This window comes from Amycolatopsis sp. NPDC102389 (assembly GCF_044765885.1).
Lineage (GTDB): Bacteria > Actinomycetota > Actinomycetes > Mycobacteriales > Pseudonocardiaceae > Amycolatopsis.
The window spans coordinates 129,427-153,951 of record NZ_JBIWKX010000006.1; the positions used below are offsets into that span (position 1 = coordinate 129,427).

Annotated in this window: 26 protein-coding genes; 5 read left to right on the forward strand and 21 right to left on the reverse strand. The window is 69.2% G+C overall.

Features of this window, described 5'->3' with window-relative positions; all coding sequences use genetic code 11:
• Positions 1-106: 106 nt before the first annotated feature.
• Positions 107-592, reverse strand: a complete 486-nt coding sequence (locus ACIRGA_RS08190; protein ID WP_016332795.1) for a polyadenylate-specific 3'-exoribonuclease AS — start codon at positions 590-592, stop codon at positions 107-109.
• A 20-nt stretch (positions 593-612) separates the two neighbouring features.
• A complete protein-coding gene (locus tag ACIRGA_RS08195) occupies positions 613-1,374 on the reverse strand; it encodes a lysophospholipid acyltransferase family protein (protein WP_400938015.1) in 762 nt (253 codons plus the stop codon).
• A gap of 216 nt (positions 1,375-1,590) precedes the next feature.
• Between ACIRGA_RS08195 and ACIRGA_RS08200 the strand changes: the two genes are divergently transcribed.
• The 3 genes from ACIRGA_RS08200 to ACIRGA_RS08210 are packed head-to-tail and all read left to right on the forward strand — an operon-like array spanning position 1,591 to position 4,012.
• Positions 1,591-2,361: an alpha/beta hydrolase gene (locus ACIRGA_RS08200; protein WP_400938017.1), complete on the forward strand. Its 771-nt coding sequence runs from the start codon at positions 1,591-1,593 to the stop codon at positions 2,359-2,361.
• The gene (locus ACIRGA_RS08205) at positions 2,358-2,849 is read left to right on the forward strand and encodes a hypothetical protein (RefSeq protein WP_400938020.1); all 492 of its coding nucleotides are present in this window, start codon (positions 2,358-2,360) and stop codon (positions 2,847-2,849) included. The genes ACIRGA_RS08200 and ACIRGA_RS08205 overlap by 4 nt, the downstream gene beginning before the upstream one ends.
• A gap of 20 nt (positions 2,850-2,869) precedes the next feature.
• Positions 2,870-4,012: a glutamate--cysteine ligase gene (locus ACIRGA_RS08210; RefSeq protein WP_400938023.1), complete on the forward strand. Its 1,143-nt coding sequence runs from the start codon at positions 2,870-2,872 to the stop codon at positions 4,010-4,012.
• Between the two features lie 25 nt (positions 4,013-4,037).
• Here the strand turns inward: ACIRGA_RS08210 and ACIRGA_RS08215 are convergent, their stop codons facing one another.
• The 7 genes from ACIRGA_RS08215 to ACIRGA_RS08245 form a co-directional block, all read right to left on the reverse strand.
• Positions 4,038-4,910 (reverse strand): NUDIX domain-containing protein, encoded by an 873-nt coding sequence (locus ACIRGA_RS08215; RefSeq protein WP_400938026.1) that lies wholly within the window; start codon positions 4,908-4,910, stop codon positions 4,038-4,040.
• Positions 4,911-4,914: 4 nt separating this feature from the next.
• Entirely contained in the window at positions 4,915-5,874 is a 960-nt protein-coding gene (locus tag ACIRGA_RS08220) for an ROK family protein (RefSeq protein WP_400938217.1), read from the reverse strand.
• Between the two features lie 16 nt (positions 5,875-5,890).
• On the reverse strand, positions 5,891-6,310 hold the full coding sequence (locus ACIRGA_RS08225; protein ID WP_400938029.1) for a hypothetical protein: 420 nt from the start codon (positions 6,308-6,310) through the stop codon (positions 5,891-5,893).
• Positions 6,307-7,488 carry an ArsA family ATPase gene (locus tag ACIRGA_RS08230; RefSeq protein ID WP_400938032.1) on the reverse strand — a complete coding sequence of 394 codons (1,182 nt, stop codon included), beginning with the start codon at positions 7,486-7,488 and terminating at the stop codon, positions 6,307-6,309. Before ACIRGA_RS08230 ends, ACIRGA_RS08225 begins: the two co-directional genes overlap by 4 nt.
• 14 nt (positions 7,489-7,502) lie before the next feature.
• On the reverse strand, positions 7,503-7,943 hold the full coding sequence (locus tag ACIRGA_RS08235; RefSeq protein WP_400938035.1) for an SRPBCC family protein: 441 nt from the start codon (positions 7,941-7,943) through the stop codon (positions 7,503-7,505).
• 27 nt (positions 7,944-7,970) lie between these two features.
• Positions 7,971-8,759: a metallophosphoesterase gene (locus ACIRGA_RS08240; protein ID WP_400938220.1), complete on the reverse strand. Its 789-nt coding sequence runs from the start codon at positions 8,757-8,759 to the stop codon at positions 7,971-7,973.
• An 80-nt stretch (positions 8,760-8,839) separates the two neighbouring features.
• A complete protein-coding gene (locus tag ACIRGA_RS08245) occupies positions 8,840-9,250 on the reverse strand; it encodes a polyketide cyclase / dehydrase and lipid transport (protein ID WP_400938038.1) in 411 nt (136 codons plus the stop codon).
• Positions 9,251-9,375: 125 nt separating this feature from the next.
• On the opposite strand from ACIRGA_RS08245, the gene ACIRGA_RS08250 reads away from it, so the two are divergent.
• Complete coding sequence (locus ACIRGA_RS08250; protein WP_400938041.1) at positions 9,376-11,166, forward strand: AMP-dependent synthetase/ligase; 1,791 nt, start codon at positions 9,376-9,378, stop codon at positions 11,164-11,166.
• Between the two features lie 84 nt (positions 11,167-11,250).
• Here ACIRGA_RS08250 and ACIRGA_RS08255 read toward each other — a convergent pair whose 3' ends face one another.
• The 3 genes from ACIRGA_RS08255 to ACIRGA_RS08265 form a co-directional block, all read right to left on the reverse strand.
• Positions 11,251-12,348, reverse strand: a complete 1,098-nt coding sequence (locus tag ACIRGA_RS08255) for an FAD-dependent oxidoreductase (RefSeq protein WP_400938044.1) — start codon at positions 12,346-12,348, stop codon at positions 11,251-11,253.
• A gap of 67 nt (positions 12,349-12,415) precedes the next feature.
• Positions 12,416-13,360, reverse strand: a complete 945-nt coding sequence (locus ACIRGA_RS08260) for a ferritin-like domain-containing protein (protein ID WP_400938046.1) — start codon at positions 13,358-13,360, stop codon at positions 12,416-12,418.
• A gap of 87 nt (positions 13,361-13,447) precedes the next feature.
• The gene (locus ACIRGA_RS08265) at positions 13,448-14,692 is read right to left on the reverse strand and encodes an aminotransferase class I/II-fold pyridoxal phosphate-dependent enzyme (RefSeq protein ID WP_400938048.1); all 1,245 of its coding nucleotides are present in this window, start codon (positions 14,690-14,692) and stop codon (positions 13,448-13,450) included.
• Between the two features lie 177 nt (positions 14,693-14,869).
• Here ACIRGA_RS08265 and ACIRGA_RS08270 point away from each other — a divergent pair, with 177 nt between their 5' ends.
• Positions 14,870-15,373 carry a hypothetical protein gene (locus tag ACIRGA_RS08270; protein ID WP_400938050.1) on the forward strand — a complete coding sequence of 168 codons (504 nt, stop codon included), beginning with the start codon at positions 14,870-14,872 and terminating at the stop codon, positions 15,371-15,373.
• On the opposite strand, the gene ACIRGA_RS08275 is transcribed toward ACIRGA_RS08270, so the two are convergent.
• The 9 genes from ACIRGA_RS08275 to ACIRGA_RS08315 form a co-directional block, all read right to left on the reverse strand.
• Positions 15,374-15,868, reverse strand: coding sequence for a hypothetical protein (locus ACIRGA_RS08275; protein WP_400938052.1), 495 nt, complete (start codon positions 15,866-15,868; stop codon positions 15,374-15,376).
• Positions 15,865-16,353, reverse strand: a complete 489-nt coding sequence (locus ACIRGA_RS08280; protein ID WP_400938055.1) for a hypothetical protein — start codon at positions 16,351-16,353, stop codon at positions 15,865-15,867. Before ACIRGA_RS08280 ends, ACIRGA_RS08275 begins: the two co-directional genes overlap by 4 nt.
• Positions 16,353-17,588 (reverse strand): MCE family protein, encoded by a 1,236-nt coding sequence (locus ACIRGA_RS08285; protein ID WP_400938058.1) that lies wholly within the window; start codon positions 17,586-17,588, stop codon positions 16,353-16,355. Before ACIRGA_RS08285 ends, ACIRGA_RS08280 begins: the two co-directional genes overlap by 1 nt.
• Positions 17,585-18,790, reverse strand: coding sequence for an MCE family protein (locus ACIRGA_RS08290; protein ID WP_400938059.1), 1,206 nt, complete (start codon positions 18,788-18,790; stop codon positions 17,585-17,587). Before ACIRGA_RS08290 ends, ACIRGA_RS08285 begins: the two co-directional genes overlap by 4 nt.
• A complete protein-coding gene (locus ACIRGA_RS08295) occupies positions 18,787-19,968 on the reverse strand; it encodes an MCE family protein (RefSeq protein WP_400938062.1) in 1,182 nt (393 codons plus the stop codon). The genes ACIRGA_RS08290 and ACIRGA_RS08295 overlap by 4 nt, the downstream gene beginning before the upstream one ends.
• Positions 19,965-20,996 carry an MCE family protein gene (locus ACIRGA_RS08300; RefSeq protein WP_400938065.1) on the reverse strand — a complete coding sequence of 344 codons (1,032 nt, stop codon included), beginning with the start codon at positions 20,994-20,996 and terminating at the stop codon, positions 19,965-19,967. The genes ACIRGA_RS08295 and ACIRGA_RS08300 overlap by 4 nt, the downstream gene beginning before the upstream one ends.
• Positions 20,993-22,030 (reverse strand): MCE family protein, encoded by a 1,038-nt coding sequence (locus ACIRGA_RS08305; protein WP_400938067.1) that lies wholly within the window; start codon positions 22,028-22,030, stop codon positions 20,993-20,995. The genes ACIRGA_RS08300 and ACIRGA_RS08305 overlap by 4 nt, the downstream gene beginning before the upstream one ends.
• A 315-nt stretch (positions 22,031-22,345) precedes the next feature.
• Positions 22,346-23,680 (reverse strand): MCE family protein, encoded by a 1,335-nt coding sequence (locus ACIRGA_RS08310; protein WP_400938070.1) that lies wholly within the window; start codon positions 23,678-23,680, stop codon positions 22,346-22,348.
• Entirely contained in the window at positions 23,677-24,525 is an 849-nt protein-coding gene (locus tag ACIRGA_RS08315; protein ID WP_400938072.1) for an MlaE family ABC transporter permease, read from the reverse strand. The genes ACIRGA_RS08310 and ACIRGA_RS08315 overlap by 4 nt, the downstream gene beginning before the upstream one ends.

Below are 24,525 nucleotides of genomic sequence, written 5' to 3' on the forward strand. Positions count from 1 at the left end.
CCCGCCCTCCCCCCCCCCGGGCCGCGGGGGGTGGGGGCCTGGGGGGTCTAGGCCCGCTTGGCGGCACGGGGGGCCCCTCAAGGCGTCCTTCACGGCCTTCAAGGCCCTACCGGTGCCAATAGCTCTCGATGATCTGCCACCGCTGGTAGTTGTGCCGCGCGTCAGCCAGCGCGTCGTGCTGGTCGTCCGGGGCCGACGGCAGCTTCGGCTTGCCCGCGTCCTCCCAGCGTTGCCGCAGGTCACGCGTGAAGCGCGGCAGCTGGCGCGGCAGCGCGGGCATCGGCCCCCACAGCTGCGCCAGCGCGACGTGGTCGTAGGCGGCGAACCAGGCCCACAGTTCGATCCCGCCGGGCGGTTTGCCGAAGAACTCGAGCAGATCCGTGCGGATCTTTTCGCGGCTGCGCCACGCCGGGTCGGCGGGCGACGGAAGTTTCGGGAGCACGTTGTCGCGGACCCAGGGGCCGGCCTTGCCGGGATCGAAATCGGTCGAGACCGCGTAGAACTCGCGTCCTCTTTCGTCCACGACACCGATCGACACCAGATCGATGGTCACGCCGTCCTCAATGAATTCGGTGTCGTAGAAAAAGCGCACCGGAGAACCCTAGTGGGGCGTCAGCCGACCTTGGTGTCCGGGATACGGGCGACGTCGTGGGCGGACGGCTGCGCGGGCACCTTCGGACGGACTCCCGCCTCCTCGGCGGCGAGCAGTTCCTTCGCCTTGGCGGCGTAGATGTCGACGTACTCCTGGCCGGAGAGCTCCATGAGCGCGTACATGATCTCGTCGGTGATGGACCGCTCGATGAAGCGGTCGCCGGCGAGACCTTCGTAGCGCGAGAAGTCGAGCGGCTTGCCGAAGCGGATCTCCAGGCGGCGCGGCCACCACATCTTCGAGCCGATCGGGTTGACCTTGTCGGTGCCGATCATGGCGACCGGGACGACGACGCCACCGGATTCGAGCGCGATCCGCGCGACGCCGGTCTTGCCCTTGTACAGGCGGCCGTCCGGGGAACGGGTGCCTTCGGGGTAGATGCCGAGGAGGTGTCCTTCGCGGACCAGCCGGGTCGCGGTGTCGAGCGCGGCCTGCGCGGCGTTGCCGCCGGAGCGGTCGATCGGGAACTGGCCGACGCCGGTGAAGAACCACTTCTTCAGCAGACCCTTGAAGCCCTTTTCGGTGAAGTACTCCGATTTGGCCGGGAAGGTCACCTTGCGCTTGACGCGCAGCGGCATGAAGAAGGAGTCGGCCACCGCGAGGTGGTTGCCCGCGAGGATCGCGCCACCGTCGTCGGGGATGTTCTCCGCGCCGACGACTTTGGTGGGCCACAGCGCCTTGAGCAGTGGCCCGATAAACACGTGTTTCATGAGCCAGTACAGCACTGCGAAAACTCCTCCTAGCAGCTCAACCCCCGCGCCCGATGGTCAAGACTACGAATCGCGCTCGCCAGGCACAACGAAGTCCACCCGGTTACCCGCACCCAGCGACGGATCTCACACCCGATCCCACCTGATTTTCGAAGTGAGTGCGGGGGCCCACAAGCCGCTCCGGTCGTGCGAACATAGTAGACCTACCCAGCTCTCACGGAAGGCGATCGCATGGCCGTCCTCGCCGGCGCGGAACCGTTCGCTCACACCGGTTCGTCCGAAGCAGGGTTCCTGCTCTGCCACGGATTCACCGGTACCCCCGCGAGTATGCGGCCTTGGGGCGACCATCTGGCCGAAGCCGGTTACACGGTGCGCTGCCCGCTGCTCCCCGGGCACGGGACACGGTGGCAGGACATGAACCGGACAGGCTGGGAGGACTGGTACGGCGCGGTCCGCGAAGAGCTGCTGGCGCTCTTCTCGACCTGCGAGACGGTATTCGTCGCCGGGATGTCGATGGGCGGGACGTTGACGCTGCGGCTGGCCGAGGAGTTCGGCGACCGGATCGCCGGCATCGTGCTGGTGAACCCATCGGTGCTGACCCTGCGCTGGGACGCCAAGCTGCTGCCCGTCCTGTCGCGGATCCTGCCCTCGGTGCCGGGCGTGGCGAACGACATCGCGAAGCCCGGCGAGACGGAGCTGGCCTACTCGCGGACGCCCGTGCGCGCCGCGGCGAGCCTGGCGAAGCTGTGGAAGCTCACCCGCGCGGATCTGGGCAAGGTGACGCAGCCGGTGCTGCTGCTCCACTCGGCCGTCGACCACATCGTGGAGCCGGTCAACTCCCAGGTGATCCTGGACGGGATCGGCAGCGAGGACGTGACCGAGGTGGTGCTGGAGAACAGCTTCCACGTCGCCACCCAAGACCACGACGCGGGCCTGATCTTCACGCGTACGGTGGACTTCGCCCGGTCCGTGCGCCGGGCGGGACAGGTGGACGCCGGATGAGCAGAGGCAAGGACGGGCCGGAGGACGTCGACGCGACGTTCGCCGAGATCGTGGCCGACCTCCGTGCGGAGGGCGTCGGTCTGTTCCCGGACGAGGAACTGGAGAAACCGGCGGAAAAGCCCGCCGAGAAGACACCACGGCCCGAGCAGCCGGACGCCGAACCCGAACCGGGCTGGCGCGGCGGCGGCACCAGCTGGGACAAGACCCTTTTCGAGGACGACCCCGCCGGGTCGAGCGACGACGAGGGCCACTTCGTGCCGCCCGAGCCACCTCCCCTGCCGCGTCCGCGCAAGGGCGCGTTCATCGTCCTGCTGTTCTTCCTGCTCGGCCTGCTGCTCCTGATCGCGCCCACCCTGATCGGCATGGGCACCCGGCTCGGCACCCCGCTCGGGATCCTCGCCCTCGCGACCGCGATCGCCCTGCTCCTGCTGCGGGTGCGCCAGGGGCCGCCGCCCGGCGCGGATCCGAACAACGGCGCCCAGGTCTGATCTGCCGGACAATTCGGAAGATGAAGATCGACTTCACTCCCTCGCGCCGGTCGACGGTCGGCGCGGAATGGGAGCTCGCCCTCGTCGACCGGCGGACCGGTGAGCTCTCGTCGGTCGCGGAGCAGGTCCTCGACGCCGTCCGTCCCGACGGCGAGGAGGAGCACCCGAAGATCAAACAGGAACTGCTGCTCAACACCATCGAGGTGATCAGCGGGATCTGCGACACGATCGCCGAGGTCAAGGCCGATCTGAACACCTCGCTCGACGTCGTGCATTCGGTACTGGACCCGCTGGGCGTCGAGCTGTTCTCGGCCGGGTCGCATCCGTTCTCGACGTGGTATCAGCAGAAGGTCACCGACAAGGAGCGCTACGCCAAGCTCATCGACCGGACCCAGTGGTGGGGACGGCAGATGCTGATCTACGGCGTCCACGTGCACGTCGGCGTCGACCACCGTGACAAGGCCCTGCCGATCCTGGACGCCCTGCTCAAGTACGCGCCGCATCTGCAAGCGCTTTCGGCGTCTTCGCCGTACTGGGGCGCGGAGGACACCGGGTACGCGTCGAACCGCGCGCTGATGTTCCAGCAGCTGCCGACGGCCGGGCTGCCGTTCCAGTTCCGGAAGTGGACCGAGCTGGAGAGCTACGTCGACGACATGTTCACCACGGGCGTGATCGACCACTTCTCCGAGATCCGGTGGGACATCCGGCCCGCGCCGCATTTCGGGACGATCGAGATGCGGGTGTGCGACGGGCTGCCGACGCTGGAGGAGGTCGGCGCGATCTCCGCGCTGACCCAATGCCTGGTCGACGACTTCAGCGCGCGCCTCGACGACGGCGAGATCCTGCCGACGCTGCCGCCGTGGCACGTCCAGGAGAACAAGTGGCGCGCGGCGCGCTACGGCGTCGACGCGATCGTCATCCTCGACGCGGCGGGCAACGAGCGGCTCGTCACCGACGACACCTACGACCTGCTGGACCGGCTCGAACCGGTGGCCCGGCGCCTGGACTGCGCCGACGAGCTGCGATCCGTGGAGACCATCCTGGCCTACGGGCCCAGTTACCTGCGTCAGCGCGCGGTGGCGAAGCAGTACAACGGCAGCCTTCGCGCCGTCGTCGCTTCGCTCATCGCGGAGATGCGGGACGGGAAGATCCCACGCCCCTGACCGTGCAACTACCGCATTCAGAGGACTAAATGCGGGAGTCGAGGTGCGCCAGGAGGGTGCTCGGGCCGAAGGTCGAAGCGCCCAGGGCCTCGACGCGAGACCGCAGCTCCCGATCGGCGGTCACCACGACGACGTGGTCGTCCGGACCGGCCGCCCGGGCCTCGCGTGCGACGGCCACGATCTGGGAGTCCCCGTCGGACTCGGCGTCGACGACCTCGACGCCCGGCACCGTCGCGACTCCCCGTGCCTTGCCCTCGACGACCAGGACGACCTTCGGCCACCACGACCATTCGCCGCCACCGGGCAGTGCCGGATCGGTGAGCCCGGTCTCGGACAGGGTCGCGAGCTTGTCCCGCAACCGTTCCGCGGCGCCACGCCGGTCCCGCCACCAGCCGTCCGGCCGCGACCCGACGACGTTCGCGCCGTCGACCACCAGTACCAGCCTGCGATCCAAGTGCTCCCTCAATCCCGGCCACGCGGCCGCGAAGTCGCGATGCAGCCGGAAATCCGCGACCTCGCCCGCGCGGACCCAGCGCAGTTCCGCGCTCTCCGCGCTCTTCACCCTGGCCGAAAGCGGGCCGATCGGCACGGCCAGGACGGTGGTGTAGCGCCAGTTCCCATGGTCGACGTGCGACGCCGCCAGCGGACGGACCCCGGCGGGCGGGATGTCGGCCTCCTCGTGCGCCTCGCGGGTGGCCGCCTCACGCGGGCTCTCCCCTGCCTCGACGGCGCCCCCGGGCAGCGCCCAGGTGCGTCCATGGTGGACCCACCAGGCCCGCCGCTGCAGCAGGACACCGCGCGCGGGATCGGACAGCAGCAACCCGGCCGCGCCGTTCAAACCCCAGTGAAGATGCCCGAAGTCGCACTTCACGAAGCCGTTGCCGTCTTGCCGGGTCACCGCTTCAGCGTGTCACACCGATCTCGGCACCGGGAGCCTTCGCCGCGTCGACGGCGAGGGCGGCGGCACCGACGATCGCCGAATCGTCGCCGTGGTGCGCGGCCCGGATCCGCGCCAGCGGACGGTGCCCGGCTCCGGTGATCTTGTCCGCGTAGTGCTCGCGGGCCTCGTCGAGGAACAGCGGAGCCGATTCCGACACGCCGCCGCCGATCACGATGAGCTCCGGATCGAAGACGTCGGCGACCAGCGCCAGCCCCTCGGCGAGCCATTTCGCCAGCTCGGTCATCGCGCGCTGGGCGACCGGGTCGCCGTCGCGGGCGGCCCCGGCGACCCGGCGGCCGGTGACCGAACCGGGGTCTCCCCTGGTCTCGCGCGCCAGCACGGTCGAGCGGCCGGGATGCCGCGCGAGCAGTTCCACCGCCGTCGCGGCCAGCGCCGTCCCGCTGCAGTACCGCTCCCAGCAGCCGTACTTCCCGCACGGGCAGGGCCTGCCGCCGGGGACGACGGTCAGATGCCCGAGCTCCGGTGCGACGCCGTACGCGCCCCGGTAGATCTTGCCGTCGAGCAGCAGTCCCGCGCCGATGCCGGTACCGAGGGCGATCAGCGCGGCGACATGAGCGCCCCGGGCGGCCCCGAAGCGGTATTCGCCGACCGCGGCGGCGTTCACGTCGTGCTCCAGGGTCACCGGCAGGCCGACCCGTTTTTCGATGCGCTCGGCGACCGGCGCGGCACGCCAGGACAGATGCGGCGCGAACATCACCGTCCGCCGGTCCTTGGCGACGAATCCGGCGACCGCGAGCCCGACACCCGACACGTCGTGCCGGTTGCGGAGGTCCTCGACGACACCGGCGATGGCGTCTTCGAGCGCGTCCTCCCCGCTCGGCGTCCCGACCCTGGCGGTGTCCATCAGCGAGCCGTGCTCGTCCACCACGCCGGCGCGCACACTCGTGCCCCCGACGTCCACCCCTACCGTCAGCAACTCAGTTCTCCCGGTCCGGCTGCCAAGCGTCGCGCCTGGTCACCGTGATGTGCTGGACCCGCGAAGCTCCCATCGGGACATCTTCGGCCGCGGGCTCCTTCCGCGCAGGCTGGAACCCCGGCATGTGCACGCCGGCCTCGGGTTCCCATCGATCGGCGAGCACCGCCCGCAGCAACGCGACGAGCTGCGCGGCCTGCTCCATCAGGCGGGCCACGAACTCGGGCCGTTCCCCCCGGAAGACCCCGACGATCGCGCAGAGCGGGCACCACCCGTCGGCGTCGTGGTCGGTGCAGCCGTGCCCGGCGGAGATCAGGCCCTCCAGCCACGGCGCGGCGTGCTCGACGACCAGTTCGACCAGCAGGCGGATCTCTTCGGCCAGTTCGAGCGGCCTCGATCCGGTGTCCTCGTTGTTCTCGCTCACCCGGGTCCCCGGTTCCCGGCCAGGCTCACGACCAGGCCGTGCGCGTCGGATTCCGCACCGGTGATCCGGCACGGGCGCAACATCTCCGGCAGCGCGATCAGCCGCCGGAAACCGTCCACGGTGACGGCGAGATCATCGTCCACTCTGGCCAGGTCCACTTCGGAGTCTCGGTGCAACGGCACCGCGACGCGCAGCTCGTAGCCGCCGTCCGATTCGGACACCTGCAGCAGCGGGGTCACACCTTTTTCGTTCCCTGCCAAGGGATCCAGCCCTTGATAGAGCTCGTACGCGATTTCCTGCAACGCCTCGAGCCCCACCGGCTCGACGGCGCGATGCTCGACGGGTTTCACCTGTCCCGGCCCGAAGCCCGCGTCGGCGAGTTCGGCGAGGACGGCGTTCTGCTGGGTGCGCCGGGTCCGCATCCACGAGGCCGCGGCGCCACGCCAGAACCCGGGCGCGGGCATCAGCCGGTTGACGATCAGGCCGTCGACCAGGATCCCGCGCAGGGCAAGGGAACTGAGGGTGCGGCGGGCTTCGGCGACGACGACGCGTTCCGGCGTCAGCACGAGCCGCACGGTGGTGGTGGCCGGATCGGTCAGCAACGCGCGCAGCGACTCCAGATGCGCGCCGAGCCGCCGCACGGCGGCCGCGGTCCGCCGCGCGCCCGGTTTGAACATCCGCGACAGATACCCCGAGACGGCTTCGGGCAAGGCCAGCAGGCGCAGGGTTTCCGCGGTCGGCCCGCAGTCGACGACGACCGTCTCCCAGGGACCGTGCTCGGCGAGGCGCTGGACCTCGGTGAGGGCGAGCAGTTCGTCGACGCCGGGCACCACGGTGAGCTCTTCGGCGTCGAGCGAGTCGAGGCCCGCTCCCGCGAGCGCGGTCTGCAGTTCCCGCCGGAGTTCGCGCCAGGTGCTGTCCACGAGGCCGCGGGTGTCGATCTGGGCGGCGTGGAGCAGTCCCGACGTACTCCCTACCGCGGAGGGACCATCGGACACAGCGTCCACTTCGGACGGTTCGCCGCCGAGCGCGCGGCCGAAGGCGTCACCGAGGGAATGCGCCGGGTCGGTCGAGACCACGAGTGTCTTCCTGCCCCGCCCGGCCAGTGCCGCCGCCGTCGCCGCGGCCAGCGTGGTCTTGCCGACACCCCCCTTGCCGGTGAACAGCAGGATCCGCATGCCTACCCTTCGACTCAGGATGCTTCAGCGCGCTTCTTGAGCTCCTTGAGCGCGGTGTCCATGACCATCTTCTCGGCCTTGCGGCGCAGCAGCCCGATCATCGGCAGCGCCAGCTCGACGGACAGCGTATACGTCACCTTGGTGCGTCCGGCGCCCAGCGCTTCGAGGGCGTAGCGGCCGTTCTGGGCCTTCTGCATCTGCCCCTTGACCAGGTGCCAGCTGACTCCGTGGCCGTCGGCGTCCCAGTCGTACTCGAGGGTGTAGACGTCCTTGATGGGTCCGGCGTCGAGGGTGAGCTTCACCTGCTTGGCGCGACCGTCGGCGTCCTCGCCGAGCACCTCGGTCTCCCGGACGGCCTTGGCCCATTCCGGGTACGCGGGAAAGTCGGCGATGACGGCCATGACCTGCTCGGGCTCGGCGTCGACCTCGATGGATTGCGTGGACTGCTCGGCCATGGTCCAAACTCTAGCCGCAGCCGAGGGTCACCAGCGCAGCACGTACGGCTGTGAGGTCTCTTTGAAGTGACCGACGTTACGGCATTCGGTCCTGCCGAGCCTCGTCCTCGGCGTCAGCGGCTGGTGGACGTGCCCGAAGACCGACCAGCGCGGCCGCTGCTCGCGGATGAGATCCACCAGCGCCGCCGAGCCGATTTCGGACCGCCGCGCGATCACGTCGTAGGTCAGCTCCGGGATGGCGGGCGGGATGTGGGTGCACAGGACGTCCACGTTCTCCAGCCCGGCGACGGCGGCGTCGTACTCCTCGCGGGTGCGCAGGTACGGCCGCCAGAAGCCGTTGCGGCGCGGGACCACGTTCGCCGGGAGCAGCGCGCCGCCGATGAACCCGAACCGCAGGCCGCCGAACTCGGCGACCTCGCCGTCGAGGACGGTGATGCCGTCGCCGGCGAACTCGGGCCACAGCGAAGGGTCGTCGACGTTGCCGGGGGTCGCGAACGTCGGCGCGGTCAAAGCACCGAACAGGACGGCGTACTGGTCGTGGATCGCTTCGCCGACGGCGGCGGCGGGATCGGCCAAAGTGGCCCACAACGATCGCGAGAAGGCAACGGTCTCGTCACGAGTGCCCTCACGCCGCAGCCGCGCGAACTCGCCGACCTTCTCCGCGCCGAACAGCGCGCCCATGATGCCCTTGTCGTGCTCGCGGTAGTCGACGAAATCCAGCAGGTCGCCCAGCACGACCAGTGCGTCGGCGCCATCGCCCGCGCGTTTGAGCGCGTCGGCGTTGCCGTGCACGTCCGACACCACGTGAACCCGCATGCTCACCCCTGTGCTCCTTGGTGGACCCGCGGTCGTGGGTGGTCACCACATCGCGACACATCCGCAGCTCCGCCTCTCCCCTATTCGGCCCGCGGGCCGACTCCGGGCTCGCGCCCGTCCTCCAAGACCTCCTTGAGCCCGAGCGCGATCGCCTTGGCGGCGCGGGCCCGGCGGTCGAACTCGCGGCGCAGCTCCCGCGGCGCCAGGCCGAGCGGCTCCCCGTCGGGACCGGCGGGAGTGGCGCGCAGGAAGTAGTGCAGCAAGGTGCCGTCGAGCACCGGCTCGAGCCAGACCTCCATGGTACCGATCAAGGCACCGCGCACGGTCCAGCGCAATCCCTGGTCCCCGCGGTCGGTGTAGACCTCCAGGACGAGGTCCGGCCAGTAACGTGACCAAGATCGCGGATCGGCGAAAGCGGCGGCCACGGTGGAGGGCGGGACCACGAGGAAGGTCTCGTCGACGATGTCGAGAGCTGGCGGCGCCTGGTTCACAGCGGCAGAATGTCATGCCCTGGGTATGGCCGATTCGTCAGCATGGTCTTAAGGTGCACGGCACGCTAAGTTGACTGGCGGGTAACACCGGTCACACCACTTGCACGCGAACACGGAGGTTCCTCGTGCGCGAATTCAGCGCCCCCGCCGCCAATCCGGTGACCGACGACGAGAACCTCGCGGACGTCGTCTGGGCGAACGCCGAGCGGTTCTCCGATGTCGTGAGTTTCCGCCGCCAGGTCGACGGTACCTGGCTGGACGTCACCGCCAAAGACTTCGCCGCCCAGGTTCTGGCCGTGGCCAAGGGAATGGCCCAGGCGGGCATCGCACCGGGCGACCGCGTCGGGCTCATGTCGAAGACCCGCTACGAATGGACCTTGATCGACTTCGCGATCTGGGCCGCCGGAGCGGTCACCGTCCCGATCTACGACACCTCGTCGGCCGAGCAGGTCCACTGGATCCTCTCGGACTCGGCCGCGAAGGCCGTGTTCGTCGAGACCGACGAGCACCTCGCGACGCTGGAATCGGTCAAGGCCCGCCTCGACACGCTCGAGCACACCTGGCAGATCGAGGCGGCCGCCGTCGACCATCTCACCGAACAGGGCGCCGAGCTCGGCGACGACGACCTGCACGAGCGCCGCCGCTCGGTGAAGGCCGGCGACCTGGCCACGATCGTGTACACCTCGGGCACGACCGGCCGCCCCAAGGGCGTCGAGCTGACCCACCGGAACCTCCTCGCCGAGATCCGCGCCGACATCGCCGCGTTCCCGCAGCTGATGGAGCAGGGCAACTCGCTGCTGGTGTTCCTGCCGCTCGCGCACGTCCTCGCCCGCGCCATCGCGGTGACCGCGCTCAGCGCACGGGTGACCCTCGGGCACACCTCGGACGTCAAGAACCTCGTCGCCGACCTCGGCACCTTTCGGCCGACGTTCGTCGTCGCCGTGCCGCGGGTGTTCGAGAAGGTCTACAACAGCGCGAAGCAGAAGGCGCACGGCGACGGCAAGGGCAAGATCTTCGACGCCGCCGAAGCCACCGCGGTCGCCTACAGCCAGGCTCAGGACGCCGGCGGCGCCGGGCTGGGTCTCAAGGTCAAGCACGCGCTGTTCGACAAGCTGGTCTTCAGCAAGCTGCGCGCGGCCCTCGGCGGCCGGTGCGTCGCCGCGGTGTCCGGCGGTGCCCCGCTCGGCGTGCGGCTGGCGCACTTCTTCCGCGGCATCGGTGTCCCGGTGTTCGAGGGCTACGGCCTGACCGAGACCTCCGCGGCGGCCTGCGTCGGCACCCAGGACGGGTTCCGCGTCGGCACCGTGGGCCGCCCGGTCGCCGGCACGTCGGTCCGGATCGCCGACGACGGCGAGATCCTGCTGAAGGGCGACGTCGTGTTCGGCGGCTACTTCAACAACGCCGAAGCTACCGCCGAAGCGCTGGAGGACGGCTGGTTCCACACCGGCGACCTCGGCGAGCTGGACAGCGACGGGTTCCTCAAGATCACCGGGCGCAAGAAGGAGATCATCGTCACGGCGGGTGGAAAGAACGTCGCCCCGTCCGGGCTCGAAGACACCATCAAGGCCAGCCCGCTGGTCAGCCAGGCGATGGTCGTCGGCGACCAGCGGCCGTTCATCGGCGCGCTGATCACCATCGACGAGGAGTACTTCCCGTCGTGGAAGTCGCAGCACGGCAAGCCTTCCGACGCCTCCGTGTCCGACCTGGCCGACGACGCCGAACTGCGCGCCGAGATCCAGACGGCCGTGGATCAGGCCAACAGCGCGGTGTCACAGGCCGAGGCGATCAAGAAGTTCACGATCCTCTCGAAGGACTTCACCGAGGCGGGCGGGGAGATCACGCCGAGCCTGAAGCTGAAGCGCAACATCGTGAACAAGAACTACGCGACCGACATCGAAGCGCTGTACAAGAAGTAGCTCTGACGCCGTGAAGGCCTCCTTCCCTACCCTGAAGGTAGTGAAGGAGGCCTTCACGGACTTGGGGCTCTCGCAATTAGTCGGCTAAACGCGAATCGTCTCGTCCCACTCGATGTGGTGCTGGTACAGCCAGTTCCGGTCCCGGTCGGAAGTTGTTCCCGAAGACACCGCCGCGCTGCCGGCGACCAGCTCCTCCACCCGCGCCCGCCGCAACCGCTCGTAGGCCGCGAAAGCCGTTGGCGCGTCGGGAAGATCCCGCAGGCACTGCGCCAGCACGACACTGTCCTCCAGCGCCATCGACGCGCCCTGCCCCGCGGCGGGCGAGGCCGCGTGCGCCGCGTCGCCGACGAGCACCATCGACGCGTTGGACCACACCGGCGTCGAAGGCACGTCGTAGGAGTGGCCGCCGAAGACGTCGTCCCCGGTGGACTGGATGATTTCCGCGGCAGGCAACGGTTCCCCGTCGAAGGCGGCGAAAGCGGCCGCGCGCCATTCTGCAGGCGTCAGGCCGGAGCGCACTCCCTCGGCCGTGGGAAGCCGCGCGAACCAGTACGTCGAGCCGTCGGGCGTGCTCGTGTAGCCGAAGAAGGCGTGCAGGCTCTGGACCATCCGGTAGAGGGAAGGCGCCTGCGGGATGCTGGTGTCGGTCGTGTAGCCGTAGACGACGTCGAGGCCCGTCGAGCGCGGCGGCGGGCAGTCCGGGTCGATGATCGTCCGGACGACCGAGCGCAGGCCGTCGGCGCCGATCAGGATGTCGCCCTCGGCCGTGGTCCCGTCCTCGAACCGCGCGATCCCCGGCGAGGCGGAAACCAGCCGCTTCCCGCGTTCGAAGGTGATCCCGCGCGAGATCGCTTCCTCTTGCAGCGCACGGTAAAGGGCCGCCCGGGTCAAGGTGCGCGGCCCGGCGAGACCGTCGATGTCAAAGGAACGCCGGTCGACGGTCCGTCCGTCCGGAGTGACGAGCTCCAGCCCAACGGCGCCGAAGGAGTTGTCGATCACCGGCCCGTCGGCGCCGATCGCGCGCAGGGCGTCCATGCCGTTGTGCATGATCGTCAGGAACGCGCCCGCGTCCTCACCGCCGGACGGATACGCCTCGTGGACGCTGGCCTCGATCCCGGCCCGCCGCAACGCCATCGCGGTCACCGTGCCCGAGATGCCGCCGCCGATGATCACTGCCTTCACCGCGAACCCCCTGTCGTGTCGCCGACACCCGACGGTACCGGGAAACGGCGACACGACAGAGGGCGAATCACGCGCCGCCGCTGGCGACGATGTCGCCGTTGACCCCCTTGGGGAAGAACCCGCCCTGCTTCACCGCGCCCGGGTTCAGGTAGACGACGTTCAGCACCCGGTCGGCACCGCGGCCGAAGCAGATGCCGTTGTGGTCGGTCGGCACGATGTTGGCCTGGTTCCCGAGCAGGACGCCCTGGTCGTCGTCGCCGGGACCGTCGAGGGCGTCGCGCGCGTTGGAGATCTTGGCCGCCGCGTCGCCGAGGTCCCGGTCGAACAGCGAGGTCCGGATGGTGGCGGCGTGGTAGGCCTCGGCCGCCAGGATGCCGGCGGCCGCGTCGAGGAACGTCTTGTTGGTGATCAGCGGGGCGGCGCCCTTGTAGGCCGTGACGCCGACGTCTTCGAACAGGTACGCCGCGAGCAGGAAGTTCTTCTCGTTGGCGAACGGGTCGAACTGCTGGTACTCGCTGATCAGCCCGGCCGCCTTGGCCGCGGCGGTGAAGCTGTCCTTGAGGTCGATCTCCGGCCGCGACACCGCGGCCTCGCCCAGAGCGCCGCGCAGGAACTTGACGTGCGCGACCTCGTCGCCCGCGATCTCCTTCGCGAACTGGTGCAACGCCTTGTCGTGGAACATCACCTTCTTGCCGCCGGCGACGCCGCCCTGGGTGCCGACGCCACCGGTGAGGTCGTCCGGCAGCCCGCGGCCGTAGACGGCGAAGGAGTAGAACTCGGCTTCGAGGTACTCCAGGTTGAGCGCGAAGTTGAGCACGGCCGCGTCACTCGGAGCCTCGGCGGCAGCGGCCTCACCCGTCGCCGAAGCGGACGATGTGGCCTGCACCCCGAGGTAGGTCGCGCCGACGACGCCGAGGCCCGCCGCGCCGGCGGCCTTCAGGAACCGGCGGCGATCCGTGCGGTTCTCGGCGCTGCGCGAGATCAGGGTACGAACGAAGGGCTTTCCGAACACGAGTGGTTCCTCTCGTCTTTGCGGTGCACACCCACCCACTCGGACGTTCGGAACCACTCGCGGCCCGGATTGGAGAAGATCTCGAACTTATTTCTTCGTCGCCGCGGCAAGGCGAACGCAGACGGCGAGACCGCGGATGGCCTCTTCCACCTCGGCCAGCTCAGGGTACGTCGGCGCGATGCGGATGACGGCGTCCTCGGGGTCGTCGCCGTACGGGTGGGTCGCGCCGGCCGGGGTCAGGGCGATACCCGCCTCCTTGGCCAGCCGCACGACCTCCTTGGCGGTCCCGGACGGGACGGTCAGCGAGATGAAGTACCCGCCGGTCGGCTTGGTCCAGGACGCGAGGCCCGATTCGCCGAGTTCCTTGGTCAGGATCTCGTCGACGGCCGCGAACTTCGGCCCGATGAGCTCGGCGTGCTTGCGCATGTGCTCGCGGACGCCGTCCTCGTCGCGCAGGAACTGCGCGTGACGGAGCTGGTTGACCTTGTCCGGGCCGATGGTCCGCTTGCCGATGAGGCCGGTCCACCAGGCCAGGTTCGCCTCGGACGCGCCGAAGAAGCCGACGCCGCCACCCGCGTAGGTGACCTTCGAGGTCGAGCCGAAGACGAACACGCGGTCGGCGTTGCCCGCCTCGGTCGCCAGCGCGAGAAGGTCGGCCAGTTCCGCCTCGTCCTCGGTGAGGTGGTGCACGGCGTAGGCGTTGTCCCAGAAGATCCGGAAGTCCGGGGCGGCCGTGATCATCGTCGCCAGGCGGCGCACGGTGTCGTCACTGTAGGTGATGCCGGTCGGGTTGCTGTACTTCGGCACGCACCAGATGCCCTTGATCGCGGCGTCCTCGGCGACCAGACGCTCGACGAAGCCCATGTCCGGGCCGGTTTCGGTCAGCGGCACCTGGATCAGCTCGATGCCGAAGCGCTCGGCCAGCGCGAAGTGGCGGTCGTAGCCCGGCACGGGGCACAGGAACTTGACGCTCGGCTCGTCGGCCCAGCGGCGCTCGGCGCCCGGGAGCTTGCTGAGGAAGGCCTGCACGATCGAGTCGTGCATGAGCTCCAGGCTGGAGTTGCCCGCGGCCAGCAGCTGCTCGGCCGGGACCTGCAGCGGCCCGGCGAAGATGCGGCGGAGCTCGGGCAGGCCCTTGAGGCCGCCGTAGTTGCGGACGTCCGTGCCGTCTTCGGCCTTGCGCACGTCTCCGGGGAGGGCGAGCAGCCCGTCGGCGAGGTCCAGCTGGCGAGGGGACGGCTTGCCGCGGGTGATGTCCAGGGAGAGGCCACGGTCGACGAGGGCCGCGTAGTCGCGGCGGGCGCTCTCGACATCGACAGGTGCAGTGGTCATGCCTAACGCTAAACCCGGCGGCGTTCCGGTGTGAGACGAGGGTGGCTTTAGCCCAGGGGCGCACAAGATCCGATAACGGTTCCGGCGCGTTTTTCACCATTCGTAACGAGGCCAAATCCCCTATCGAGCCGGTCGCCGTTCCCGCATTCTCGGTAGCACGAGGAAAAGGGGAGAGAAATGGGAGCCACGAAGTGGGCCGTGATGACGCTGATGGCGGCGGGGACGCTGGCCGCGTGCGCGGTACCGAATCAGGGAACGGCGATGCCGGCCGTCGCGGTGGCCGCGCCGCCGAACACGATCGTGATCCAGCCACCGGTGGTCGCGGCGCCACCTCAGACGGTTTATGTCGCACCACCGGCGACCCAGACGGTGTATCCCGAATCCGCGGTTCCGGTGGCGCGAACGGTGATCGCCTTCTACGACGCGCTCAACCGGCGTGATTACCTCACCGCGTGGAATCTCGGCGGTCAGCGACTGGCGAAAGGCGGCACTTATGCCTCCTGGGCCGGCGGATACGCGACGACTTCGTGGGTGGCGCTCACCGTGCGGAGCACGAGCGGAAACACCGTGTACGTCGATCTTTCGGCCCGGCAGACCGATGGTTCACTCCGCGCTTTTTCCGGTTCTTACACCGTTTCCGGCGGGGCGATCACCGGCGCGAAGGTGAAACGCCTCTCCTGATCACAGCGGAGTGAGCTGGGAGATCTTCCACCGGCCGTCGACGCGCAGCGCGGTGACCGAAAGCTGGGAGACCGACGACTGCGGCGCACCGCCACCGGCGGTCAACGTCTGCTGGTCGAGGAACAACAGCACCTCGGCCTGGTCGCCGCGCAGGGACCGGACGCCCAGTGACCGGACCGTCGTCGTGCGCACGAGCTTCTGTTCCTCCGCCCGCTTGCGAGCCGACGCGAACTGGTCCCGGTACTGCCCGGTCGCCTCGCCGGTCAGCACGTCGGCGGCGGCCCGTTCGGTGCGCGCGAGGTTGCTGTAGTCGTAGGAGAACACGGCCTTCACCCCGGCGCCGACCTGGTCCGCGACCTCGGCCGTGGCGGCCTGGTCGACCAGCGCCGCGTTGCCGTCCGAGCCCAGCGAGGACGCCTGAAGGCCGAACCACACCGCGCAGCCGGTGGCCAGCACGATGATCGCGATCAGCAGCCGCGGGACGCGCCCGGTCATGAGCCCGCCGCCTGGACCGCGCTGACCTTCCAGCCGTCCTCGACGCGCTGGTAATCCACGGTCAGCCTGCTCACCTTGGGCGCGGCCGATCCGCCGCCGGTGCTGATCCGCACGTCCAGCACGGCCATCAGGCGGGCCGTCCCGGCGGTGGCGTCGAGCTCGGTGACCGCGGCCTGCTTGAGCTTCGCGGTGGCGACGGTCTTGATCGAGGTCGCCCGGTCGATCTGGATCTGCCGGTCGCCGGTGAGGTCCTTGCCGAGCCGACCGGTGGTGACGCCGAGCCAGCGGTCGACGTCCTTCGCCCCGCTGCGGTAGTCGATCGTGTTGAGTACCTCCAGCTGGCCGGACGCGGCGGCGAGCACGGCCTCACGCTCCCGGCCCCTGGCCAGGCCGTCGTCACGGGCGGCGCTCCACCAGGACCAGCCGAACCAGGCGGCCGCGAGAACCGCCAGCGCGGCCACGACGGTGAGGGCACGGGTGAGCACTACTTGCCGCCCAGCAACGCGCCGAGGCCGCCGGGCGCGGATCCTGTGAGCAGGCTCAGCACTCCCGGCAGCTGGGCGGAGTCCGCCGCCTGCTGGGTCTGCTTAGGCCGCGCCGGGACTGCGGGCGGCTTCCCGGCGTACGGGGCGTTCTGCGAGCCTCGCACGCCTGTGGGGCTTCCCGGCGGCTCGGCGCAGTACGCCTGGGTGTTCACCGGTGCCTCGGTGGTGTCGTTGGCGGGACGCTGTTTCGTGCCCTCGTAGCCCTTCGTGCACGACACCGGGTCGAAGAAGTTGAACACGACGCCGAGGTGACCGGTGCCGTCCGGCGACGTCGAGCGCGAGAACGCCGAGATGATCGGGTACGCGACGAGGAGTTCCTCGATGGCGTCGGTGCGGGCGGAGGTGATCTGGGCGGTCGTGAGCGTGTTCGCGAACAGCACGCCGAGGTCGGTCCCGGAGACCGCGAGCACGTCGCTGATCTGGCGGCTCAGCTTCGGTGCCTCGTCGATCACGCGCCGCAGGTCCGGGTCGGACGTCTTCAGCTGCGCGGCGATCGTCTTGAGGCCGCTGGAGAACTGGGTGATGTTGTCCGCCTGCCGCCGTTGCGTGTCCAGCACCGTCCGCGAGTTGGCGAGCAGGCCCTGGGTGTCGGGCAGGTACTGCGTCGCGGTCGCGGTGAGCGAGCCGGTGCTGTTCAGCAGCTGCCGCAGATCCGGGCCGGCGTTCGCGAAGGCCTCATACGTCTCGTCGACGACGGTCCGCAACGACTCCGGCTTCACACTCGACACCAGTTTGTCCAAATTGGACAGCACGGTGTCGGGGGCGAGCGGGATCGAGGTCTTGTCGCGTTTGATGACCGAACCCTCGGCCAGGTACGGCCCGTTTTCGTGCATGGGCAGCAGATCGACGTACTGCTCCCCCACCGCGGACCGGTTCGCGACCGCGGCCTTGGTGTCCGCGGGGATCTTCGGCGCGCCCGAATCGATGTCGAGGCCGAGGTCGATGCCGTGTTCGGTGAGCGTCATCGACGCGACCTTGCCGACCGCGACACCGCGGTAGGAGACCTCGGCGTTGACGAAGATCCCGCCGGAGTCCACGAGCTGCGCGGTGACGAGGTAGCCACGGGTGCCGAGGAGCCGGTCCAGCCCGGCGTACTTGCCGCCCGCGTAGACCACCGAAACCACCGCGATGACGACGAACACCGCCAGCTGGATCTTGGTCTTGCGCGTGATCATTTGCCACCTCCCAGCAGTGGCCCGAGGATCCCGCCGAGCACGCCGCCCAGCGCGTTCCCTTGCGGTGCCTGGGGAGCCTGCGGGAGGTCGCCCGTGGGCAGCGGCAGCACCGGTGGGGCCGCACCGTTGTTGAACGGGATCGCGCCGGGTGTGCCGGTGCCCTGGGTGCCCGGCAGCTGGATGATCGGCTGCGACGAGTTGTTCATGTTCTCCAGGAAGGTGTCCAGCTTCAGGTCGATCTTGGCTTCCACGTTCGCGTAGTCGCCCTTGATCACGTTGCCCGCGTAGTCCGGGAACGGATACGTGAGCAGGATCCGCAGCGCCGTCGGCAGATCCTGGCCCGCCTCGGTCAGCTTCTTCAGCGTGGGCTGCAACGCGCGCAGGTTCGCGACCAAAGTGTCCTTGCTCGCCTTGATCGTTTCGGTGGCGACCCCGGAAAGGGTGTTCAGCGACTGCAGCATCCCGACGAGCTGATCCCGTTGCTCGGTCACGACCTTGAGCCCCGGCGAGAGATGGTCGAGCGCGTTCGTGAGGTTCTGCGTCTGGCCGACGAGGGTCTTGGACAGCTTGTCGAGTCCGTCGATGGCGCGCAGGATCTCGCCCTTGTGCCCGTCGAGTTCGGTCGCCAGCTTGTCCACTTGGGACAGCAGCGAGCGGACCTCGGCCTCGTTTCCGGTGAGCGCCTCGTTCAGTTCGTGGCTGATCTTCTGGATCTGCTCGACCCCGCCGCCGTTGAGCAGCAGGGAAAGCGCGCCGAGGACCTCTTCGACCTCGGGGTTACGGTTCGTGCGGTCCAGCGGGATCTTCGCGCCCTCGGCGAGCGCTCCTTCGGGCTTCTCGGGAGCGTGCAGGTCGACGAACTTCTCCCCCAGCAGGCTCGACTGCCGCAGCTCGGCCCGCGCGTTCGCGGGCAGCACGATGTCGCCGTTGACCACCATGCTCACCCACGCCGACCGAGTGTCTTCCGCGAGGTCGATCTTCTCGACCCTGCCGACCGGGACGTCGTTGACCTTCACACTCGCCTGCGGCACGAGGTCGAGAACGTCGGAGAACTGCGCGGAGAGCCGGTACGGATGGTCTCCGAGATCCGCGCCACCCGGCAAAGGTGTGTTGTACAGCCCCGAAAAACCGCCGTCACTGCAGCCGGCGAGCACGAGGACGCCCGCCATCACCCCGGCGATCTTCTGCCGCTGCCGCCTCATTTCGGGAGTCCCTTGGTCATGACGTCGACCAGCGGGAGCGGCAACGGCGGCAGTTCGCCGCTCTGCAACGAGGCCAGCACCTGCGGGACCGACGGGAGTTTGAGCGTGCCGTCGAGGACGGGCGCCAGCTGCTTGCAGATGTTGCCCAGCGCGTCCGGGATCGGTTTCGGCGTGCTCGCGCTGATCAGGCGGCACACGGTCAGGATCGGCGGATGGGTCAGCTCGTTCAGGTTGTCCCGCACCGCGATCGTGCCGGACGCGGCGTCGTAGGAGTTGATGAAGTTGGTCGCCCCGGTCGGCGCGATGTCGATCACCTCGGCGAGCGAGGCCCGCTGGTCCACGAGCACCTTCGTCAGCCCGGCCAGCTTGTCCACATTGGACGAGAGCAGGTCCTTGTTCTCCGCGACGAACTTCTCGACGTCGCCCATCGCCGTCGCCAGAGAGCTCAGCGCGGAGCCCACGTCGGCGGAGTCCGCCGCCAGGAACCCGCTCACGTCCGCGGCCCGGCGGTAGAACTCGTTGAGCTGCTTGTCGCTTTCGGCCAGCGCGCCGGTGAAGGAGTTCAGGTTCTGGATCGTGGTGAACAAGTCGCCTTTGGAGCTGTCCAAGGTCTTCGCCAGTTCGGACAGCCGCGTCACCGTGGTGTTGAGGTTCTTCCCGTTGCCGCCGAGGTTCGCCGCCGCGGTGTCGAGCACGTCGGACAGCGCGCCGTTCTTGTTGGCACCGTTGGGTCCCAGGCTGGTCGAGAGCTTGTCGAGGCTCGTGTAGAGGTCGTCCAGTTCGGCGGGTGTCGCCGTCTTCTCCTTGGCGATCACCGTGTCCGTCGCCATTTCGGGGCCACTCTCGTAGGCCGGGGTCAGCTGGACGTAGCGGTCGCTGACCAGGCTCGGCGCGACGACGACCGCGCCCGCGTCGGCCGGGATCGGGGTGTCGCCGTCGATCCGCATGTCGACGCGAACCGCCTCGCCCTGCGGTGTCACGCCGGTGATCTCCCCGACCTTCACCCCGAGCACCCGGACCGACGAACCCGCGTAGAGCCCGACCGTCTTCCCGAAGTAGGCGCTGATCCTGGTACCGCCGGGTTCCTTGAACACCAGCCACAGACCGGCGGTCACGAGCAGCACGAGGACGCAGGCGAACGCGACCCAGTTGTACAACGTGCGGGTCCGCGTGCTCATCGTCCGCCCACCCCCTGGTTCGGTGCCGCGATCGGCGGGGTGCAGCCCTCCGGGTTCACCTGGAACGCGCCCGCGATGATCGTCGGCGGCAGCAGGCCGCACAGGTAGCCCTCGAACCAGCGCCCGTTGCCGGTCGCGTTGGCGCCGACGCGGGCGAACGGCGCCATCAGCGCGAGACTGCGGCTGAGGTTGTCCTGGTTGCGCTGCAGGATGTCAGTGACCTTGCCGAGTTTCTCCAGTGTCGGCTTCAGTTGTTGCCGGTTGTCGGCGACGAGACCGGACAGCTGCGCCGAGACCTGTTGCGTGCCCTTGAGCAAGGTGCTGATCGCGTCCTTCCGGTTCTGCAGTTCGGCGAGCAGGAGATTGCCGTCGTCGAGGATCCGTTTCAGCTGGGCGTTGCGATCGGACAAGGTCTTGGACACCTTGCTCGTATTGGCCAGCAACGTCTTCAGGTCACCGTCGCGAGAGGACACCGTCTTGGACAAGGAGGAAAGGCCGCCCAGCGCGTCCTTGAGGTACTGCGGGCTGTCCTTGAGCGCGTCGGAGAGGACGGTGAAACTCGTCGCGAGCTGCGCGGTGTCGATCTCGCCGACCGTGCCCGAAAGCTCCTGGAACGCGTCCTGCAGCTCGAACGGCGTCCGCGTGCGGTCGAGCCCGATGGTGGTGTTCGGATCCTGGTTCGCCTTGCCTTTCGGCGTGAGCGCGAGGAACTTCTCCCCCAGCAGCGTCTTGATCTCGATCGACGCGGCGGTCGCGTCGCCGACCCTGACATCCTTGACCCGGAACTTCACCAGCACCTTCTTGCCCGCCAGCTCCACCGAGCTGACCTGGCCGACCTTGACGCCCGCGACCTGGACCTCGTTGTCCGGCGCCAGCCCGGCCGACTCGCCGAAGTACGCGGAGTACGTGGTCCCGCTGCCGAACAACGGGATCCGGTCGGAGAAGTACGTCGTCGCCGTGATCAGCACGATCAGGATGAGCGTCACGCCGCCGACCACGGCCTGGTTGCGTTCCTTGAGCGGCTTCACGGCCCGCACCTCTCCGGTCGCTGCGTGCCGGGCAGCGGCGTGATCGGCAGTTCGATGTCGAGCGACTTGATGCCGATGCTGCCGGAAATCCCGCACAGGTAGTAGTTGAACCAGCTGCCGTAGCTCAGCGTCCTGGTGAACTTCTGCAGGTTGCCCGGCAGCACCTGCAGGAGATGGTCGAGCAGCTGTTCCGAATCGCCGAGGTTCTGCGACAGCGCGCCGAGCTGCGCGACGTCGTCCTTGAGCGCGGGCCGCGCGTCGGCGAGCAGGCCGGTCGTGGCGACGGTGAGGTCGCCCAGCGCCTTGACCGCGTCGCCGATCGGCTGCCGCTGCTCGGCCAGGCCGGTGACCAGCCGCTGGGTCTGGTCGATCAGCTCGCCCAGCTGCGGCGAGCGTTGCTCGACCGTGCCGAGCACGGTGTTGAGGTTCGCGATGACCTCACCGATGATCTTGTCCTTGCCCGCGATGGCCGACGTGACCGACGCGGTGTGCGCGAGCAGGCTGGTGATCGTGCCGCCCTCGCCCTGGAAGACCTGGATGATCTCGTAGGACAGTTTGTTGACGTCCTCGGGGTTCAACGCGCGGAAGAGCGGTTTGAACCCGTTGAAGAGCACGGTCAGGTTCAGCGCCGGTTTGGTGCGCTCGGGCGGGATGACCCCGCCGCGCGGCAACGACTTCTCGTCCCCGATGTCCGTACCGAGCGAGAGGTACCGCTGCCCGACCAGGTTGCGGTACTTGATGGTCGCGGTCACCGACGCGGGCAGCCGATGCGCGGTCTGGACGTCGAAGTGGACCTGGGCGAAACTGCGGTCGCCCTCCTCGACCTCGATCTTGCCGACCTGGCCGACCTTCACGCCGACGATGCGGACGTCGTCGCCCTCCTTGAGGCCGGACGCGTCGGTGAACTTGGCCGTGTAGCCCGAGGTCTCGCCGAAGTTGGTGTTCGCGATGGTGGCGCCCAGGATCGCGGTGAGCAGCACGGTCACCACGGCGAAGACGAGGATCTTGACCAGATCCGGGACGAAGGACCTCACTCGGCCGACCTCCCGCCCGCGAGGGAAGGTGGCGGTGAGGCGTCGGTGCCGGGGGTGGGGGGGGGGGGGGGGGGGGGGTGTAAAACCCCCCCCCCCCCCCCCCCCCCCCCCCCCCCCCCGGGGGGCGGGGGGGGGGGGGGGCCCCCCCCCCGGGGGGGGGGGGGGGGGGGGGGGGGGGGGGGGGGGGGGGGGGGGCCCCCCCCCCCCCCCCCCCCCCCCCCCCCCCCCCCCCCCCCCCCCCCCCCGCCGCGGCCACCACGAGCGTGTCGCGGCGGCGGTCCGTGAAGGCCCCGGAACCCGAGTTCGGCTGAGTCCTCATCGCAGTTCCACCTCCGCCCCGCGGTACAGCGGCCCCACCAGCAGGCTGCCCCAGTTCGGCACCTGGTCCGGCGACGTGCCCATCGCTGGCGACACGAGCAGGTCGATCAGCCGCTGTTCGTCCGGCGTGTTCACCACCGAACCGCCCCCGTTCCCGCCCGCGGGAATGGTCCCGTTCGAGGGCAGCGTGCCGTCGGGGTCACGCGGCGGCGCCGGCTTCGAGGAGCCGTCGTCGATGGCGCCGTCCGGCGGGTACTGGGGCCAGCGGCCCGGTGGCGGCAGCTCCGGATAGCACCGCGGGCCGCGTTTGTCGTTGTACTTCGGCTCGTCGACCCCGGGCAGGTACTTGCCCCGGCTCGGCGTGAACTCGATCGTCACCCGGCTGACCTCGGGATGCGCGGTGCCCTTGCCGAACGCGAGCTCCGCGCGCGGCACCGATCCGGCGAGCTGTTTGAGCAGGCACGGGTACTCCGGCGCGTACTTCGCGAGGACGTCCAAAGTGGGCTGGAGGTTCGTGGTGAGCCGGATCAGGTTGTCCTGATTGACTTTCAGGAAGCTCGTCAGGTCGATCGAGGCCGCGGTCACCGTCGAGTAGACGTCGGCGAGACCGCGCTGGCTCTCGACCAGGGTCTTGCTCGTGGTGGTCAGATCCGACAGCGCGGCCAGCAGATCCGGCGCGGCCTTGTCGTAGATCGCGGCGGCGTCGGCGACTCCGGTGATGTCCGCCTTGAGATCCGGCAGCGATGGGTTCACTTTCCCCAAATATTGAGAAAGTCCCGCCATCGTCGCGCCGAGCTGCTTGCCCTGACCGTCCAAAGCGGACGCGACGGCGTTGAGCGTGCTGGCCATCTTCTCCGGCTGGACGGCCTGCAGCAACGGCATCACGTTACCCAGCACGGTTTCCAGCTCGATCGCGCTGCTGCTGCGGTCCTGCGGGATGACGTCGCCCTCGGCGATGTGCCGTTCCGGTTTCTCAGGCACCTGCAAGGCGACATACCGCTCGCCGAACAACGTCTTCGGCAGCAGCCGCGCGGACACGTTCGACGGGATGACCGACGTCTTGTCCGGCTGCAGCGCCAGATCCATCGTCGCGCGATCCCCGTGGGCCTGGATCGACCGCACCTCGCCGACGACCATCCCCCGCACCTTGACGTCCGCGCCCTCGCGCATCTGGTTGCCGATGCGGTCGGTCTCCAGTTTCACCAGGGTCACCGTGGTGAAGGCCTTCTGGTAGAAGGCGATGGTGGTGACGAAGAACAGCACGACCACCACGAGGAAGACCAGCCCCAGCACCTGATGCCGGAGCCGCCGCAGCAGAATCCCCCTGTTCACCCGGAAATCCTCACTGTCGTGGTGGCGCCCCAGATCGCGAGGCTCAGGAAGAAGTCGAGGACCGAGATCAGCACGATGGCCGTCCGCACCGCGCGGCCGACCGCGACGCCGACCCCGGCGGGCCCACCGCTGGCGGTGTAGCCGTAGTAGCAATGGGACAGGATGACGAGCACGCTGAAGATGATCACCTTGAGGAACGACCAGAGCACGTCCTCGGGCGGCAGGAACAGCGTGAAGTAGTGGTCGTAGGTGCCCGCGGACTGGCCGTAGAGCCAGATGGTGATCTGCCGCGAGGCGAGATAGGACGAAAGCAGGCCGACGGCGTAGAGCGGGATGACCGCGGTGACGCCGGCGATCACCCGCGTCGTCACGAGGTACGGCATGCTCGGCACGCCCATCACTTCGAGCGCGTCGATCTCCTCGGAGATCTTCATCGCGCCCAGTTGCGCGGTGAACCCGCAGCCGACGGTGGCCGAAAGCGCGAGCCCGGCCGAAAGCGGCGCGACCTCACGGGTGTTGAAGTACGCCGAGATGAACCCGGTCAGCGCGGCGGTGCCGAGCTGGTTCAGCGCCGAGTAGCCCTGCAGGCCGACGATGAGACCGGTGAACAGCGTCATCCCGATCATCACGCCGAGCGTCCCGCCGATCACCGCCAGCGCGCCGGTGCCGAAGCTGACTTCGGTCAGCAGACGGAAGATTTCGCGGCCGTAGCGCCGGATCGTGCGCGGGGTCCAGGCCAGCGCACGGAAGTAGAACGACAGCTGGCCGCCGAAGCCTTCCAGCATCGCTCCGGGACGCGCGATGATTTCGAGCGTCCGGTCCGAAACAGCGGGTTCGCCTGCCAT